At 46.2% G+C, this 15,864-nt stretch carries 14 protein-coding genes; 7 read left to right on the forward strand and 7 right to left on the reverse strand.

What is annotated here, in order from left to right:
- Positions 1 to 23 precede the first annotated feature (23 nt).
- Complete coding sequence (locus BMW94_RS02905; RefSeq protein WP_254790092.1) at positions 24 to 1,349, forward strand: sensor histidine kinase; 1,326 nt, start codon at positions 24 to 26, stop codon at positions 1,347 to 1,349.
- Positions 1,350 to 1,439: 90 nt separating this feature from the next.
- Here BMW94_RS02905 and BMW94_RS02910 read toward each other — a convergent pair whose 3' ends face one another.
- On the reverse strand, positions 1,440 to 2,057 hold the full coding sequence (locus BMW94_RS02910; RefSeq protein ID WP_090994314.1) for an NUDIX hydrolase: 618 nt from the start codon (positions 2,055 to 2,057) through the stop codon (positions 1,440 to 1,442).
- Positions 2,058 to 2,277: 220 nt separating this feature from the next.
- On the opposite strand from BMW94_RS02910, the gene BMW94_RS02915 reads away from it, so the two are divergent.
- Positions 2,278 to 2,646, forward strand: a complete 369-nt coding sequence (locus BMW94_RS02915) for a DUF4180 domain-containing protein (protein WP_090994317.1) — start codon at positions 2,278 to 2,280, stop codon at positions 2,644 to 2,646.
- Positions 2,647 to 2,666: 20 nt separating this feature from the next.
- Positions 2,667 to 3,791 (forward strand): SGNH/GDSL hydrolase family protein, encoded by a 1,125-nt coding sequence (locus tag BMW94_RS02920; RefSeq protein WP_090994320.1) that lies wholly within the window; start codon positions 2,667 to 2,669, stop codon positions 3,789 to 3,791.
- 108 nt (positions 3,792 to 3,899) lie between these two features.
- Here the strand turns inward: BMW94_RS02920 and BMW94_RS02925 are convergent, their stop codons facing one another.
- The gene (locus tag BMW94_RS02925; RefSeq protein WP_090994323.1) at positions 3,900 to 4,439 is read right to left on the reverse strand and encodes a dihydrofolate reductase family protein; all 540 of its coding nucleotides are present in this window, start codon (positions 4,437 to 4,439) and stop codon (positions 3,900 to 3,902) included.
- 68 nt (positions 4,440 to 4,507) lie between these two features.
- Between BMW94_RS02925 and BMW94_RS02930 the strand changes: the two genes are divergently transcribed.
- The 3 genes from BMW94_RS02930 (at position 4,508) to BMW94_RS02940 (ending at position 6,717) form a co-directional block, all read left to right on the forward strand.
- Positions 4,508 to 5,416, forward strand: a complete 909-nt coding sequence (locus tag BMW94_RS02930) for a helix-turn-helix transcriptional regulator (protein ID WP_090994326.1) — start codon at positions 4,508 to 4,510, stop codon at positions 5,414 to 5,416.
- Between the two features lie 263 nt (positions 5,417 to 5,679).
- Entirely contained in the window at positions 5,680 to 5,946 is a 267-nt protein-coding gene (locus BMW94_RS02935) for a CD3324 family protein (protein WP_090994328.1), read from the forward strand.
- Between the two features lie 213 nt (positions 5,947 to 6,159).
- Positions 6,160 to 6,717, forward strand: coding sequence for a class I SAM-dependent methyltransferase (locus BMW94_RS02940; protein ID WP_090994330.1), 558 nt, complete (start codon positions 6,160 to 6,162; stop codon positions 6,715 to 6,717).
- Between the two features lie 105 nt (positions 6,718 to 6,822).
- Here the strand turns inward: BMW94_RS02940 and BMW94_RS02945 are convergent, their stop codons facing one another.
- The 3 genes from BMW94_RS02945 to BMW94_RS02955 form a co-directional block, all read right to left on the reverse strand.
- Positions 6,823 to 8,640: an AbfB domain-containing protein gene (locus tag BMW94_RS02945; RefSeq protein WP_254790115.1), complete on the reverse strand. Its 1,818-nt coding sequence runs from the start codon at positions 8,638 to 8,640 to the stop codon at positions 6,823 to 6,825.
- A gap of 287 nt (positions 8,641 to 8,927) precedes the next feature.
- A complete protein-coding gene (locus BMW94_RS02950; RefSeq protein WP_090994334.1) occupies positions 8,928 to 10,373 on the reverse strand; it encodes a DEAD/DEAH box helicase in 1,446 nt (481 codons plus the stop codon).
- A 332-nt stretch (positions 10,374 to 10,705) separates the two neighbouring features.
- Entirely contained in the window at positions 10,706 to 11,062 is a 357-nt protein-coding gene (locus tag BMW94_RS02955; RefSeq protein WP_090994335.1) for a hypothetical protein, read from the reverse strand.
- A 430-nt stretch (positions 11,063 to 11,492) separates the two neighbouring features.
- On the opposite strand from BMW94_RS02955, the gene BMW94_RS02960 reads away from it, so the two are divergent.
- Positions 11,493 to 12,221: a hypothetical protein gene (locus BMW94_RS02960; protein ID WP_090994338.1), complete on the forward strand. Its 729-nt coding sequence runs from the start codon at positions 11,493 to 11,495 to the stop codon at positions 12,219 to 12,221.
- 120 nt (positions 12,222 to 12,341) lie between these two features.
- Here BMW94_RS02960 and BMW94_RS02965 read toward each other — a convergent pair whose 3' ends face one another.
- Positions 12,342 to 14,627, reverse strand: coding sequence for a 5'-nucleotidase C-terminal domain-containing protein (locus BMW94_RS02965; protein ID WP_090994340.1), 2,286 nt, complete (start codon positions 14,625 to 14,627; stop codon positions 12,342 to 12,344).
- A 179-nt stretch (positions 14,628 to 14,806) separates the two neighbouring features.
- Positions 14,807 to 15,850, reverse strand: coding sequence for an NAD(P)/FAD-dependent oxidoreductase (locus BMW94_RS02970; protein ID WP_090994342.1), 1,044 nt, complete (start codon positions 15,848 to 15,850; stop codon positions 14,807 to 14,809).
- Between the last annotated feature and the right edge of the window lie 14 nt (positions 15,851 to 15,864).

The following is a 15,864-nucleotide window of genomic DNA, read 5'->3' on the forward strand; positions in this document are numbered from 1 at the left end:
ATCGGATGTATGGTGGGTGGATTATGATCATGCGCAATTGGGTTCGAAACGAAAATGTGCAAATGTTTGCTATTGCTCTGGCTACAGCTGTGGGAGCGCTTTTTAAAATAAATCCTTTTCGAGAAGATTACTTCCGGATTGGTCTGGGTGTAAGTATACTTTTATTTTTGCTGATGCTTATGCCGCATCTATCTTATGTGAAGACGGGGATTTTGGCGGGGATTGCGAACTTCATTTTTCAATCGGCTGATTTACTGAATCATGTCCATTCGCTCTCGATCATCGAAAGCATGCAGGATAATCTGGGCGCGGGAATGTATTATGTCGTGTTCACCTATGGCCTCAGCAAACTCAAGAACAGATTCCATGAGATACCGCCTCTTGTGCTGGGTGGATTGATTACGTGTATTGATTTTTCCTCGAATCTCGTGGAGCTATTCATTCGCGGTGTGTTGAGTGGGACCAATATCTTTTATATGAAAGAATGGCTTTATCTGCTGGTGCTCGGTGGTTTGCGAAGTTACTTTATCATCGGGCTTTATAACAGCTTTGCGGTGAGGCAGATGCGACTGCTGCATGCTGAGCAGGAGAAGCGGATGGAGCAGATGCTGAGCGTTAACTCAGGTCTGTACGGTGAAGTCTTTTATCTGAAAAAAGCCATGAATACGATTGAAGGCATTGCCGTGGACAGCTACGACTTATATCGGGATCTCAGAGAGAAGGACTTGAACCAATACAGCCAGCGGACGCTCGGCATTGCTCAACAGATTCATGAGGTCAAAAAAGACTCCCAACGTATCCTTGCAGGTCTGTTGAAATTGTACGATAGCGAAAAATCAGTCAATATGAGCCTTTCCGAGGTGCTGAACTTTGCGACCAAAGGAAATCGGAAATATAGTGAAATGCTGAACAAGAAGATTGAGATCCATATCGAGCAACAATATGATTGCGGCTCCCCTTACTATATTCCTCTCTTAACTGTAATGAATAATCTGATCGCCAATGCCGTGGAAGCCATTAAGAACGACGGAACGATTCGGATTCGAGTATTGGAAGAGGGAGCGGATGTGCAATTTGTGGTTATCGATTCTGGGAAAGGTGTACCCGAGGCAAAGCGAGACGTGATCTTCGAACCGGGTTATACAACCAAATTCAATGAAGTGGGCATTGCATCAACCGGAATTGGCCTGTCCCATGTACGTGATATCGTTCAGTCTCTGGAAGGCCGAATTAGCGTGAAATCAGCGCCGCAAGGCGATAGGGGCTCCGCGTTTGTTGTATCCATTCCTAAAGCGAATCTTATTAAGGAAGACGGTGCAGACGACGCTTTCTATCATGATCGTGGATAATCCAGCCAAATCCCCTTCCGCAGACGATGTACCGTGGACCAATGGTATGATGGGTTTATCCATCGTCGCTATAGGGAGATTTTTACGGATTTAATCCAGAATCACTCTTTTATCGGGCTGGTCAAGAAACTCAAACATGGTTTTAACTTGTTCAACCGTATTTCTTTCCGATGAAAGCTCAGGCAATTCGTCCAACGAGAAAAATTCAACCGCACTGGTCTCCACTCCTGTTTCAGCTTTTCCTCCTACAATTTCACATTGAATAAACATCTTATATACATGATAGGGTTCGGGTGGATGATCATGAAATTTCTTGTCCAATACGGCTAAAAGTCTTATCGGCAGGACATCGAACCCGGATTCTTCTTTCATTTCTTTCACGGCTACCTCCGATGGTGAGAGGCCGATGTCGCCCCATCCACCTGGTAAAGCCCACGCTCCATCTATTTTTTCCCGAACCAACAGTATCTTACTTTCCCTGAAAACAACACCTCGAATATCGACTTTAGGTGTTGCGTAACCGGAATCACTTGCAAATGTGAGTGCAATTTTTTCTTTGTTAACCGAAGTGTGGTTGGCTAGGATATCGATACTAATCCGTCTCAATTCTTCATAACGTTCAATATCGTAAATATCTTTGGCATAGGTTAATCCGGTTTGGGCGATAGCCTGTATTTGTTTTGCCCATTCTAACCACTTCATGTCCATAAATAACTCCCTCTTTCTGCGAGAAGTCCACAAGAAATTAAGCTTCATAGGAAACAATTCCATTATAGCAGAAGAAATGTTGTAAATAATTACAATCATAGGAATATCTATAGTAGCCGGAGGGATCAAATGAATATGTAAACACGCTCAAAAAGTCGTTGCTTTCACTATGGAACTGCGAGATAGTATAAAAGAAAAGCTGTGGGGAAGGAGAAATAAAATGAATATAACTATTGATCAACAGGGCAGCTCCAAGGTTGCCATCATTGAAAGCAATGACATCGTTATTAACAATACTCAAGACGCTCTGGATCTGATGGCCTCCGTGAAATACACGGATGACGCTCATAAAATCCTGATTGATAAATCCAATCTCACCGAAGATTTCTTCGAACTGAAGACCAAACTTGCAGGTGATATTTTGCAGAAATACGTGAACTATCAGGTGAAGCTGGCCATAGTCGGAGATTTTGCCGGATACAATAGCAAAAGCCTCAGAGACTTCATCTATGAGTGCAACCATGGCAAGCATGTTTTCTTTTTGAAAAACAAAGAGGAAGCCCTTCAGGCTTTGCATAATATCGATTAATCCTGTAGGAGGAATATATCGTGAAGGCTAATGAGAAACTGAAAACGTACGCGTTGTCTGATGTCAGCAATCTCAAAGTACATGGGAGAACGACAGGACAATGGTCGCCCTTAACCTTGTTTTGGACCGGAAGTGCGGTTGAATTTCATGTAAAAGGCTCTGAGTTGTGGGTGGAAATCGAGTCTGATTATGACCTGTATGAACCTTGGATCAGCATTCTGATTAATGGTGTCCCGGTGAGCAGACAGATGTTAACGGCGGGAAGGTATTGGATCTGCGTATTCCGAGGTATGAACGAGAATGTGGTGAAAAATGTACGCATCGTCAAAGATGTACAGGCCATGAATGGAGATCCGGGCTGTTCCTTGCAGATTCATGCGGTGAAATCAGATGGAGTCTTCGTGCCTGTAGAGGAAAAACCGTACAAGATTGAATTTATCGGCGACAGTATTACATCTGGAGAAGGTGCGATCGGGGCCAAAGCTGAAGAGGATTGGATTCCGATGTGGTTCAGTGCCATACATAATTATACAGCTATGACAGCAGAAGCGCTGAATGCAGAATACCGCGTCATCTCGCAGAGCGGCTGGGGTGTGCTGACGAGTTGGGATAACAATCCGAATGCCAACATCCCTGATTATTACGAGCAGGTCTGTGGATTGGTGACCGGAGATAAGAACGCAGCACTTGGCGCAGGGGACAAGTATGATTTTAACTCCTGGCAGCCGGATGTAGTGGTCGTTAATCTGGGAAGCAATGATGCAGGGGCATTTCAAACTCCGGCGTGGCAGGACCCCGTTACCGGAAAGGTATACAAGCAACGCCTGAACGAAGACGGGACTTATCATGAAGAGGATCTGGGTGCTTTTGAAAATGCCGTGACCCGATTCCTAGTTCAACTTCGAAAAAACAATCCAGAAGCGCATCTCGTATGGGCATACGGCATGCTTGGATTCCCGATGATGCCAGCGATCTATCGAGCTGTTGATGCTTATACGAAACAGACTGGGGATACGAAAGTCTCGGTGGTACAGCTTCCCAATACAACCGAGGAGACGGTAGGCGCCAGAAGTCATCCGGGCGAGTTATCTCATCGAAGGACTGCTGATGCGTTAGCGGAATATCTAAAGGAAATTTTAAAATAATTTTAATTTACATTTGTAATCGGAAGAGCCAGACCTCTCTTGAATTAGAGAAGCCTGGCTCTTCTTTTGGTACACCTTATACATCGGGTGGAGATGTTTATACTACGATTAATTCCCTTGTACCTGATAGCGGATCGAAATGATCTGTCCCAGCGTCTGTGTATGAATCATTTTGAAATGGGTTGGTACCGTCCCTGTTGGAAATAGGGGGATTCCTTGGCCAAGAACCTTAGGAATAATGGCAATCTCAACCTCATCGAGCAGTTGTTGTTCCAGAACGGATTGCACCAGCTGGCCTCCGCCAACAATCCAAATGTCACCGCTGGAGTCTTGCTTCAATCGGGTAATCAGGTTCTCCACAGCCTCGTCCGTAAATTGTACATGGGGTGCAGGGGCTTGTTTGGAACGGGAAAGTACATACGTCGGGCGATCCGCATAGGGGAAATCCTCGGACAGCTTGAGCACCTCTTCATACGTAAGACGTCCCATAACCACCGATCCAATCGTTGAATAGAACTCGCCATACCCGTTATCGGCGCCATCGCCTTCCACATCGAACAGCCAATCCACCGAACCATCCGGTCTTGCAATGTATCCATCCAGACTCATCGCAATATATAACACAACTTTATGGTTAGACATATCAATCGCTCCCTTCTAAAATGTATGATACACTCCAACTATGACAAAAGTTGACGTAGTTAGGTGGGGTGAACATGAATCATCGAAAACTCGCATTGATGCGACTCATGGATTCGAGAAAGAAATTTACGGCTCGTGAATTGGCGGAGCGTTTCCAGGTGTCGATCCGTACGATCCAGCGAGATCTGAATGATCTGCAGGAACTGGGCTTTCCTTTGTATACGGAGGTTGGAGTGAACGGGGGTTACCGAGTGCTTCCTAATCGCATTTTGCCACCTCTTCAACTCACACAGCATGAGGCTTTGGGGTTGTTTATGATGATTGAATATTTGGAGAACGTCCCGGATTTTCCGTATGGATCGATTCGTGAGCATCTGGCCGAGGAATATTATTCAACTTTACCTCAGGATGTACAGGATCTGATTACACGGATGAGGCAGCACATTACGTTCCTTCAACATCACGCTGTACAGGCCGAGGCATTAACAACAGAAATATTAGGCGCAGCAGTAGAGAAAAGAGAGATTGAATTTATATATTATTCCCGGCAGGGACATAAAAAAGTACAGGTCTTCCCCATCGGCATCTATTACGATCACGGATATTGGTATATGCCAGCCCGGAGGAAGGATCGGGTGCTGTTGTATCGGGTGGATCGCATGCAGGAGCTGGTTATGCTGGATTCCATCGACGAGTCGGTTCCTAGTTTGCAAGAGTGGCTGAATTTCAAGGAAGAGAGAGGAAGCGTAGAAGTCGTGCTGCAATTTACGGATTTTGGTACGAGACTGGCAGGATCCGATGTACTGTTCAAGTCGGTTGAAGGGAATGAATGGCGAGGACTGGTTCCGCCTGAGGAGTTTCCTTTTACAGCGCGGAAGCTGCTCTCCTATGGGCCTGAAGTGAAGGTGATTGAGCCGCTGGAGCTGCAACAACAAGTGAGAGAGATGCTGGAACGGAGTTTAAAGCAGTACAGTACGTTGTAAAAGGATATCGCGTTCTCATATGGAACATATAAGAGTACCATGAAAGTAACTTATATAGGATTCACCGAATGGGGGGCTACCATGATTCAATTCATAAGAAGTTTCACGATCCGCTCTATGCAGAGTCCATGCGATGAACAACGGCGGTTGTTTGTATAGAGCTTGAATTCCATTGCCGCCATACCCGCATAATGCGTATAACAAGTGTTCATCGGTTGACTCTGCTGCCTTAAAGATCTTACCTTTTAAGGAGCGGAGCAAATATGAAATATATTAACGCAGACACGATCTTTCCGGAAGAGTTGCTCAAAGAAATACAGCGCCACATCCCTGGTGGATTGGTGTATATCCCCAAACCCAAGGAAACCCATCAAAAGTGGGGCGAGAATTCGGGTGGCCGAAGGATTGTCCAAGAGCGAAACGATGAGATCCGCCAGCATTTTGATGTGGGATCAACCATCGATCAGCTCGCAGAGCAATACTGTTTATCCATCGATAGCATCAAGAAAATTGTATATTCCAAAAAGTGATTAAAGGCTTAGAGCTGCATTCGAGAAATCGAATGTGGCTTTTTGTGTTTTCTACGCATTTAACCGGCAGCATTCGCAAGGTTTGTCCTTCCGGAATATGATATAGCATGCCAAGGTCGCCAATCTTCATTATTCTTCATCGTTTCATCGACTGTTTCTTCAAATGTGGATTCTATACTGATCTCAGAAATCAAACTTAGGGGGGCGGACAGCATGGAGTGGTTATCTTTTTTGAAGCAATACATTCAGGGTCCCCGATGGATTGGGGCGATTGCCCCCAGCTCAAAATATCTAGCAGCTAAAATGGTGAATGACATCGCATTTGACCGTGCATCATGTATTGTGGAGTATGGGTCAGGCACGGGGGTGTTTACGGAAATGCTGCTTGCGAACATACAACCAGGGACGATCCTGATCCTGATAGAAAATAATGCTCGTTTCTGCCGTATGCTTCGCAAAAAGTACGGTCATCTTCCGAATGTACACATCATTCATGATTCTGCCGTGCATGTGGATCAGCACATACGACAATATGGACTGGATAAGGTTGACTACATTGTATCTGGACTGCCTTTTGCGAGTCTGCCTGCGGAGGTATCACTGGACATTTTAGCTAAATCAAGGCAATATTTGAAGAAAGATGGCAAATTCATTACTTTTCAGTACACGTTACTTAAACGGGGATTACTCAAGCAATTTTTCGAAAACGTAAGTATGACAAGGGTGTACCGTAACCTGCCGCCCGCTTATGTATTCAGCTGTAGTCGATAATAATGACGAATAGTAGACGAAAGAGGCCACGTCTTCAGTTATGAGTTCTGAAGAAGCGGCCTTTTTTCGAGATGTGGATGCTCATTCTCATCTCCGATCGCTAAACTAAAAATCGGTCCGCCCAAACGTGGCGTCACCCTTCACCGTTGTGCTGATGGAAGCATTGATGGCATCCAGCTGCAATAGGTAGTCGTAATGTCGGATGTAATATCCGGGCTGGCTGTACGACTGGAGGGATACTTTGGAGCTGTCAGCCCAGCCGGGGCTGCTCAGGAAAGTGGCATCTCCTTTGTAGGTGGCGGTATCTGTGTACGCTTCAAGTACGATTTTGTTGCTGGCGTTGCGCTTCAGGAAGTAGCCAGGAAAGTTGATAGACTCCAGTGAGATGCCTGTAGAGCTGGCCAAGCCGGGTACGACGCGGAACTGGGAATCCAGTACAGGTGAGACGTTGGTATCGATCCGTGCAGTGAAGTTGGAATGACGGATGTACCGATCCGGATAATTGAAGGAGCTGAAACGGCTGTAATTCGTCGCATCAGGTGTTGCTGGGCCTAACATTTTGACCTCATGCAGGGTTGGGGTGTACCAGTTACCCGGATTGTTCCATAGGACAGCGTTGACCATATTGATACGTACATACCGGGCGGTAAAATGAACAGAGTCGGTCGTAAAACCATAGGTGGTATTGCTGGTTCGATCCAGTGTGGAGTAGTTGACGCCATCGTTGCTGATCTCCATTTTGTATTTATAATAGCCTTCCGATCCTTTATACATAAACCAGGAGATATCGATCTCTGTGATGGTCTTCGGTGCGCCGAAATCGACCTGCCACCAGGCTGGCCAAGTATTGGACGATGCTGCCCAAGAAGTCTGATAGTTGCCGTCATTAACATTGGATGCAGATGAGCCGGAGGCTGTGGAAATGGCGGTAGCTGTTTTGCCTTGGGCGTGATTAACAAGAGAAGGTGGCGTTACCGTGCCTGTTACAGCATCGATATTCCACTCTTTGTACCATTCCAGTGAGGCGGTTCCATTTGAATCGTTCAAGGTTAAAGGAAGCCAAATATGTTTATGTTCACCGAGATTAAGTGGATTCCAGCGGTCGCCCATATAAATATAGGATTTGGTGCTGCTGCCTGTAATGGTGGCAATATCATGGATCTGGGAGCCGAAGGCCGATGGATTGCCATAAGGGGTAAGAGCGGACCACGTGCCTGTCATGGACGTTGCGGTTGCATACGCACCCTGATTTGGATACCAGCCAGCAGCCTGGGAGGTGAAGAGGTAGTATCGATTGCCCTTTTTCACAACGGCAGGAGCTTCACGATAGGCGTTCTCGAATTGCCAACCCACAAAGGAGTCCACACCGGTATAGCTGGCGTTCATTTTGAAAATAGCCATGGTATCATTGGCCCCGCCATTCTTACGGGATGCTGTGATCAGATAACCTGTACCGTCTGTATCAACAAAAACAGTCATGTCGCGTGACTCGTAATCCAAAGGCCGAAAACTTCCCTCATACGTGAATTTACCGTTTGGTGTACTGCTGGTTGCTACCGCAACCCGTCCCAGATTGTAATCTGTACCGTTCTCGTAATGTGCCCATAACACATACTGCTTCGTGGAGGCGTTGTAGATGACTTTAGGACGTTCGATTTTGCTGGAGGCCAGCTCGGTGGCCGAATCCTTGGTGAGGATGGCATTGCTGAACGTCCAGTTCTTCAGATCGGTTGAAGTATAGACATTAACGCTGTCAAACTTGCCGCCTACCGCATGTTCGCCGTACCAATAATACGTGCTGCCGACTTTCAGAATGTTTCCGCTATTGGCCTGAATGGGGTTGCCTGCGGTATCTAGCCAATCGGAACCGTCGGTGATCGTCACGCTTGCCGCGCTGGTCCGTTCGGGATGAAGGCCAAACATGGTTAGCGTGAGCGCGAAGACCAGAAACCAGACTGCTTTCCTGTTGCCCATTACACACACCTCCTAATATCGGTCCTTTGTGAAGCGTTTACATATTTAGTGTAATAAAAATGGAATCTTGTACAAGTGAACAATGTGTACCCTGATGAACAAATGGAACTTTATCCCGAATATAGCGGCGATAGCGAGTAATTTACCTCATTTCAATATATAAAAAAAGGATAGTAGACTTATAAATAAGCCACTATCCCTTATTGAATAATACTCTATTTAAACAGGTTCAAAATCTATTTATGACCTTTGCGAACCTTGAGCTGCATCTTCTTGATCGTTGTATTCTGCATAACCTCAAGCACGAGTGGACCTTTGCCGTTCAGAATTTCCACATCGGTTACATTATCCAGAATGGTAATAATTCCGATGTCGTCTGCAGTGACGCCTTCAATCTTGGCAATGGTGCCCACGAAGTCCACCGCACGGAGTTTTTTCTTCTTGCCTCCGTTGAAGTTCAGCTTCATGATCTGTTGGTTCAACTGTTCACGCTTGTCCTTTTTACGTTCAGGCACGATCTTCAAACGCTTCTCGAACTCTTCCCGACGACGGTCAACTGCTTCCTCGGAAGGAGCTTTAACGACAGGGATATCAAATCCGATATACGATTCGATCTCGGCCAGACGTCTGCCATCCTTCGGGGTAACCAAAGTAAAGGCTTTACCTGTTTTACCTGCGCGACCCGTACGGCCTGTACGGTGTACGTATCCTTCTTTTTCCAAAGGGATATCGTAGTTGATGACATGGGTAATATTCGTGATATCAATCCCGCGTGCGGCTACATCCGTTGCAATCAGATAACGGAATTGTCCTCTTCTGAATGCATTCATCACTTCGATGCGCTCATCTTGTTCCATGCCTCCATGGATGCGATCCGCTGGATAATCGAGATCAGCCATGACCCGGAACAGTTTATCCACGTTCTCCTGCGTACGACAGAACACGATACAGCTATCTGGATTTTCAACAATAAACAGGTCCTGAAGCAGCGCCGTTTTGTTCACCTCGGGTACGTGAATCACTGCATGTTCGATCGTGGCTGTGGTAAGACCACTTGCCTTGATCTCAATCTCCACCGGATTGTTCATGTATTTGCGTGACAGTTTGGCTACATCTTCAGGGAACGTCGCGGAAAATAACATCGTCACTCGCTCACTAGGCAGTGCTTGAATAATGGATTGTACCGTCTCGATGAAGCCCATGTTCAGCATTTCATCGGCCTCGTCAATGACAAGGTAGGAGATCCGATCCAGTGGCAGGGTGCCGCGTTCGATATGGTCCAATACCCGTCCAGGTGTGCCTACAGCGACATGCGTTCTTTGTTTTAGCTCGGCTTTTTGAACATGAAAAGGAGACTGCCCGTATAGTGCGGTTGCTTTAATACGCTTAAAGCGTCCGATATTGGTAATGTCTTCATTGACTTGCAAAGCCAGCTCGCGGGTTGGCGTGAGAATCAAAGCCTGCGGTTTATTTTCGTTCCAATCTACCAGTTCACAGACTGGAATGCCGTAGGCGGCTGTTTTCCCACTGCCTGTTTGGGATTTGACCACAAGATCTTTATTTTCAAGGGCTACTGGAATAACTTTAGTTTGAACCTCAGTTGGGGTTTCATAGCCCAGGCTATCCAGTGCTTTTACGATCTCTTCGCCAAGACCATAATCTTTAAATTGTTGCTTACTCATCGTTAACCTCTTTTACGTTAGTTTTGAATACAAGAGCATATTGCATAATTCCTTAAAGCGACTTGTACACGGGAGAGTTTAAAATCAAATTACGCAATAGTGCTTACATACAAGCATTGCACCGTACATTTATCGTATACCTCTTCATTATACTCTATATATAGGTGCGCTAACGGTGTAATTACTGTGAGTATTTACATTAATGATGCCAAATTTTATTTTCCGGGGCAAAGGTATGTGTCTGTTTGGACTTGATTGCCATAACTTTCAAAAGGTGAAGGTGTATCAAAGCGTTCCACGTGAAACGAAATGTATCGGTCGCAATACCTTTTTTAATGAATAACCATCTTCAAGGCTGTGGTCTGCGGGGGAGAAGATTTGGCGATAGACGGACCTGTCCACACTTCAGCCCTGCGTCCAACCAATGTTCCATCCAAAGGGACGGTGACAGTCTCACCATTGATGATAAGTGCGGCATTCGTATGAAGTGAAATCAAGATGGGTCCTGATTTATTACCGTTATCTTCTTCATTATCGATGAGGACCTGTCCCTTTTCTTCAACAAAATCCGTGATCATCCCGCTAACAGGAGCCTTGCCCTCCCCCTTTTCTGCTGATTCTGAAGCGCATCCTAGCGTTAACAGAAGTAAAATGAGTGGCATTAGGGAGAATTTTCGCATAATGGACATTCGTTGATCACCTCATTCTTTGTAATGTATCTATCACGTATGACGGTTTTGGAGCCACCAAGGTTCCTGCACATCGCTGAAAAAAGGACAAAAACTCCTCCATTTATGCTGGAACTGAAAAATGGAATATGTTAACATATGTTTAACTTACGGAACGGAGTATACGTGTGGCAAATTTTATCCGATGGAGATAGTATGGCGAAAGGTTTGTTTGCGCTTGCTGTGTTTCTGCCTGTGTGCAGCTCATCGGGATCGGTTTGCCTATTTACACGTATGCCGCTAGTCATTAAAGAAACGCTCGTTTAGAGTGGTTCTTTAGTGTACTACTATTTTTTGGCGTGCATTCAGGTACACCCCATATCCGAAATGAACTGCACAGGCACGGATGTCTGTGTTTTTTATTTTATTGAGGAAAAGGGGAGATCCTGAAATGACAAAATCGAATGTGAATGAGCAGAGGAGAAGGGTGCATGACACAATTTCGTGTAGTGTGTTGGTTGCAATCACGTTTACAGTAGGTCTATTGGGTTGCTCAACCCCTTTTTCTAACTCAGATGATGATCAATCAGATGTTTTAGATGTTTCCCAAGATCGGTTACAGGAACTGAGGGAGGAGTACCCACTATCGTCACAGTCGCTCGTGACTCCATGGATGAAAAAAGTGACCTATAGAGAGATCATGGACTTCGCAGATGCAGTTGTTGTGGCAGAGGTTGTGAGCGTTTTGCCGAATTTCAGCATGGTGGTAACCACTGAACCAGATACACCCGTAGGCGAAATGCCAGAAAAGCAGGAGACAACGGGAATGACTCCCTACGAAGCTGAGTTCATCTCTTATAAAGTAAAGGTGCAGAAAGTGATTGCAGGAGGAGCCGTAGCCAAGGAGACGTTTCTGTTCTATAACGCAGCGTTTGTAGGGATCGAGCCTGAACTTAAACCTGGCCAGAGAATAGTTACAGCGATCAAAAAGGGGGTAGAGTCCGAGCAACGTGGAGGTTATTCCTTCTCTCGTTATGGCACGTACTATATCGTCGATGGGGATTATGTTCTTTCTGCCTATGAGGGGTTCTCCAACGAGGCGCTTGAATTCACCAAACAAACGAATGGAATCAGACTGGATCAGTTTGTGAAAAAGGTTCGAAGCTTGGCGCAGGAGTAGGTGAACACGTAACGTATGGTTCTAAAATCCATCCAAAAAGGAAAAGACCTCTTCCACATGCATTGTGGAAGAGGTCTTTCTTATGAATAGATTAATTACTTAGAGTCGTCAACTAGCAATCTATTTCAGCATACTTACATATTTTCCGTAGACATAAGCTACGCGTCCGTCCAGTTTCACTTTGACCCAACCATACTTATCTGTACTGAGTACCTCAAGGACGGTGCCTTTCGGTACGGCAGTAACCACTTTGGCTTTGGATGAAGCGCTGGAGCGAACATTCAGGTAGGCCGCAGTAACCTTGGCTTGTTTACCTTTAACGACTGTACCCGGTTTACTTGTATTTGGTGATGTCGATGGTTTTCCAGGTTTCGATGTGTCTGGTTTCGGTACTGTTGGTGCCGTCGGCTTCTCAGGTGTAGTAGTCTCTTCCTCACCACTGCCAGTGGACGCCTTACGAGCTTTATTCAGCTCTTGATAGAACTCACCTTTGGTTTTCACGTCAGAGAATTTCGCCATACTTACGTTCGCTTTGGTGGCAAGTGCAGTCATTTCTTCTTCAGTCACCGTATCCAAAATGTTAATGGACGCAATATTGGTATACTTGCCATCTTCCGTTGTCGGAACAGACAGGATGCCATCATTAATTAGCTCTACGATATCTGCACGTGCAGGTGCTGTCAGATCAACACCGGTGATTTTCCAGTTGTGCTGGATTTTCGGTTCGTAAACGCCCTTCATCACGTCTTTGAGATAAGCAATGGACAGGTTACGGATCGTACCTTGAATCTCGCCAAATGCTGAAGCATCCTTGGAGGACCACAATTGCTTGAACTTACGTCCTTCCAGTGCCCCACCTTTGGCCATCAGGGCTTCCATCCGGTAGGCATTCATGCCGAGCTTGAGTGTATCGTCATCTTTAACCACTGTGCCATTGCTGTATTTGAGGTTCGTAATCCGACTGCCGTAGGGCTTGGTCAGGTCAATCTCATACGTCACTCCACCGAAGAAATCGTCGGTGCTGTATTTGGAAGAACGTCGTTTCGGATCAAAACTGATCGTCACATCACCAGGACGTGTGGAGTTAAAATAACCCGCAGACCATTCCATGTAATCCTTCAGATCACGTCCGGTCACTTCATATACTGTGACTTCTCCAAAGGTGTATTGGTAGTTGAACGCAATATCCTTTTTCTTGATCGGTCCGACATCCAGCTTCGCTTTATCGTTATCGATCTGGTGCGCGACTACGTCGGCATCGCTATAATGCAGCATGACTTCAGTGAAGAAGTCTGAGAGTGGTGTCTCCTGAATCTGCACAGCAGGAATGCCTTTGATCTCATCTGCTGGCACCAGGTTGCTTCCTTTTAGTTCAGCTACTTCAATGTTGGCATCGGCACGAGCGAACTCATGGAACGGATGCAGTGTATCTTCCAGTCCGGGATCGGACACTTCATAAGAGCCATCAGCTGCTTTTACAGCGAGTGCTTGCGCTTCCTTGCTTTTCAGTACAACCTTGTCGCCTTCTTTTGCAAACGTGAGGTCAATCCGTGAAATGTGTGAACCATATTTGTTCGGCTCGGAGATCAATACACCGTTAACCGTTTGGGATTCAATCAGGGTATGCATGTGTCCGGCAAAAATGGCAGCCAGCTCCGGGTTGGCATTGGCGATATCCGTGACCCCGGTGCCCGGGTTCCCGTTCTCGTTATCCAGTCCCATATGCATGAGTCCAACCATGACATCCACTTTGCCTTTCAGCTCAGCGATGGCCTTCTTGGTCTCTTCTACAGGATCTTTGACAATGATGCCATTCAGGTGATCCGTACCTTTCTCGAACTCCGTAATCATAGGCGTGTTCATTCCGATGACACCAACCTTGATACCATCTTTCTCAATAATCGTATAAGCAGGCATGTAGCGGTCGCCGTTTTCTTTGAAAATGTTACCTACCAAGGGTTGTCCCTTGAACTGTGAGGAAATTTTCTCTAATACGTCCAAACCAAAGTTAAATTCATGATTCCCCATGACCCATGCGTCATATTTCATTTCGTTCATTGCGACCATCATGGGAGATTGAGGTTGATCGTTGAACAGTTCAGCCGAGTTGTCCTGAATCATGTCGCCTGCATCCAGCAGAATCGTATTCGGATTATCAGCACGTACTTTTTTTACAATCGTGTACAACTGCGTCATGCTGCCTGTCGGATTCGGACCATCCAGGGCATAGTCCCACGGCATAAATCGGCCATGAATATCCGATGTTCCCAGCAACGTAATCTTGGTTTCCTTGTCTGCTTCAGCAGCCTGAGCCGGAGTGGAGGCAAAAGGTGCGAAGAGGATGGAGGCACATAAGAGGAAGGATAAGGGCCATCCGGCGTAACGTTTTGGCGAAAATTTGCGCATGTTGTAATCTCCCTTGTGATCTAGTGTTATGTAAAGATATGTGTCATTGGAGTTAATACTAGATAAACATTTGGTAAATGTAAACCACAAAATGACAAATAAAAGAGACCACTCTGAATCATTCCTTGGAAATTCCATAGGGAGTGATGAGAGTAGTCTCTACGCGTGTCTCTATATGTTTAAACTTCTTCCTCAACAACACCCAAAGCCCGGTTTTTCTCTTTGAACAGCTCATTGTGTGAAGATACATAGGCCATTAGTGAAGCATCTGGTTGTATATATCGCTTGGCACTGTTTAGTGCAAGAATACCACTGGTAAAAGTGCCTGCCAGTAATTCAACTTTACTATCATAGGCTACAAAATCGCCTGCAGCGAACACACCGGGAATGTTGGTGGTCATCTCGGCTCCCACCTCCAGGTTCCATTCACCTAGATCCAGACCCCAATTCCGGATGGAACCATAGTTACACTTCATGCCGTGATTGACGATGACCGCATCAACCTCCAACTGCTCTCGCTCTGACGTCTCCGTATGGAGGAGGGATACACGATCAATTTGTGTCCCGTCGCTGCTGTGGAGCGCTTCAATAGTATAGGGTGTCCGAATCTGGACGGAGGAGTTCTTCATCATCGTAACACTTCGCTCCAGACCGCCAAAATGATCCCGGCGATGAACGATCGTTACGCTGCTGGCAATGGACTGCAACTCATTGGCCCAGTCGACAGCGGAATCGCCTCCACCCGAAATTAATACCCGCTGATCCCGGAATCGTTCCAACTCCTGAACCGTGTAGTGCAGGTTGGTCACCTCGAAGCGATCGGCTCCTTCAATCTCAAGCTTGACGTTCTGGCGCTCGCCATAGCCAATGGCCAGAATAACGGTCCTGGTCAGATGTTGCTGGCCATGATCAGCGGTGAGCAGGATGGTTCCATCTTCCTGGCGCTCCATGCCGACAATCCGCTGGCCGAGCACAATCGTTGGATCAAATGTGCGGGCTTGTCCAATCAACTGGGCAATGAGTTGTTCCCCACGAATTGGGGGCATGGCCCCGACATCCCATATCATTTTCTCAGGATAGGTCAGGACTCTTCCGCCCAGTTCATCCTGTGCTTCTATGACCTTGGTCTTCAGTTCTCTCATTCCGCTATAAAAAGCCGTGTATAACCCGGCGGGTCCTCCGCCGATGATGGTCACATCATATCGTTCAAGTGAATCTTTCATCGCTAACCTCCATG

The organism is Paenibacillus sp. OK003 (assembly GCF_900109515.1).
Classification (GTDB): domain Bacteria; phylum Bacillota; class Bacilli; order Paenibacillales; family Paenibacillaceae; genus Paenibacillus; species Paenibacillus marchantiae.

Bases quoted from the DNA above. Each gene is read 5' to 3' on its own strand.
- BMW94_RS02965 (WP_090994340.1), bottom strand. From the start codon at position 14,627: ATGCGCAAATTTTCGCCAAAACGTTACGCCGGATGGCCCTTATCCTTC.
- BMW94_RS02945 (WP_254790115.1), bottom strand. From the start codon at position 8,640: ATGTTTGGCCTTCATCCCGAACGGACCAGCGCGGCAAGCGTGACGATC.
- BMW94_RS02915 (WP_090994317.1), top strand. From the start codon at position 2,278: ATGAATATAACTATTGATCAACAGGGCAGCTCCAAGGTTGCCATCATT.
- BMW94_RS02940 (WP_090994330.1), top strand. From the start codon at position 6,160: ATGGAGTGGTTATCTTTTTTGAAGCAATACATTCAGGGTCCCCGATGG.
- BMW94_RS02960 (WP_090994338.1), top strand. From the start codon at position 11,493: ATGACAAAATCGAATGTGAATGAGCAGAGGAGAAGGGTGCATGACACA.
- BMW94_RS02935 (WP_090994328.1), top strand. From the start codon at position 5,680: ATGAAATATATTAACGCAGACACGATCTTTCCGGAAGAGTTGCTCAAA.
- BMW94_RS02970 (WP_090994342.1), bottom strand. From the start codon at position 15,850: ATGAAAGATTCACTTGAACGATATGATGTGACCATCATCGGCGGAGGA.
- BMW94_RS02910 (WP_090994314.1), bottom strand. From the start codon at position 2,057: ATGGACATGAAGTGGTTAGAATGGGCAAAACAAATACAGGCTATCGCC.
- BMW94_RS02950 (WP_090994334.1), bottom strand. From the start codon at position 10,373: ATGAGTAAGCAACAATTTAAAGATTATGGTCTTGGCGAAGAGATCGTA.
- BMW94_RS02905 (WP_254790092.1), top strand. From the start codon at position 24: ATGATCATGCGCAATTGGGTTCGAAACGAAAATGTGCAAATGTTTGCT.
- BMW94_RS02955 (WP_090994335.1), bottom strand. From the start codon at position 11,062: ATGTCCATTATGCGAAAATTCTCCCTAATGCCACTCATTTTACTTCTG.
- BMW94_RS02930 (WP_090994326.1), top strand. From the start codon at position 4,508: ATGAATCATCGAAAACTCGCATTGATGCGACTCATGGATTCGAGAAAG.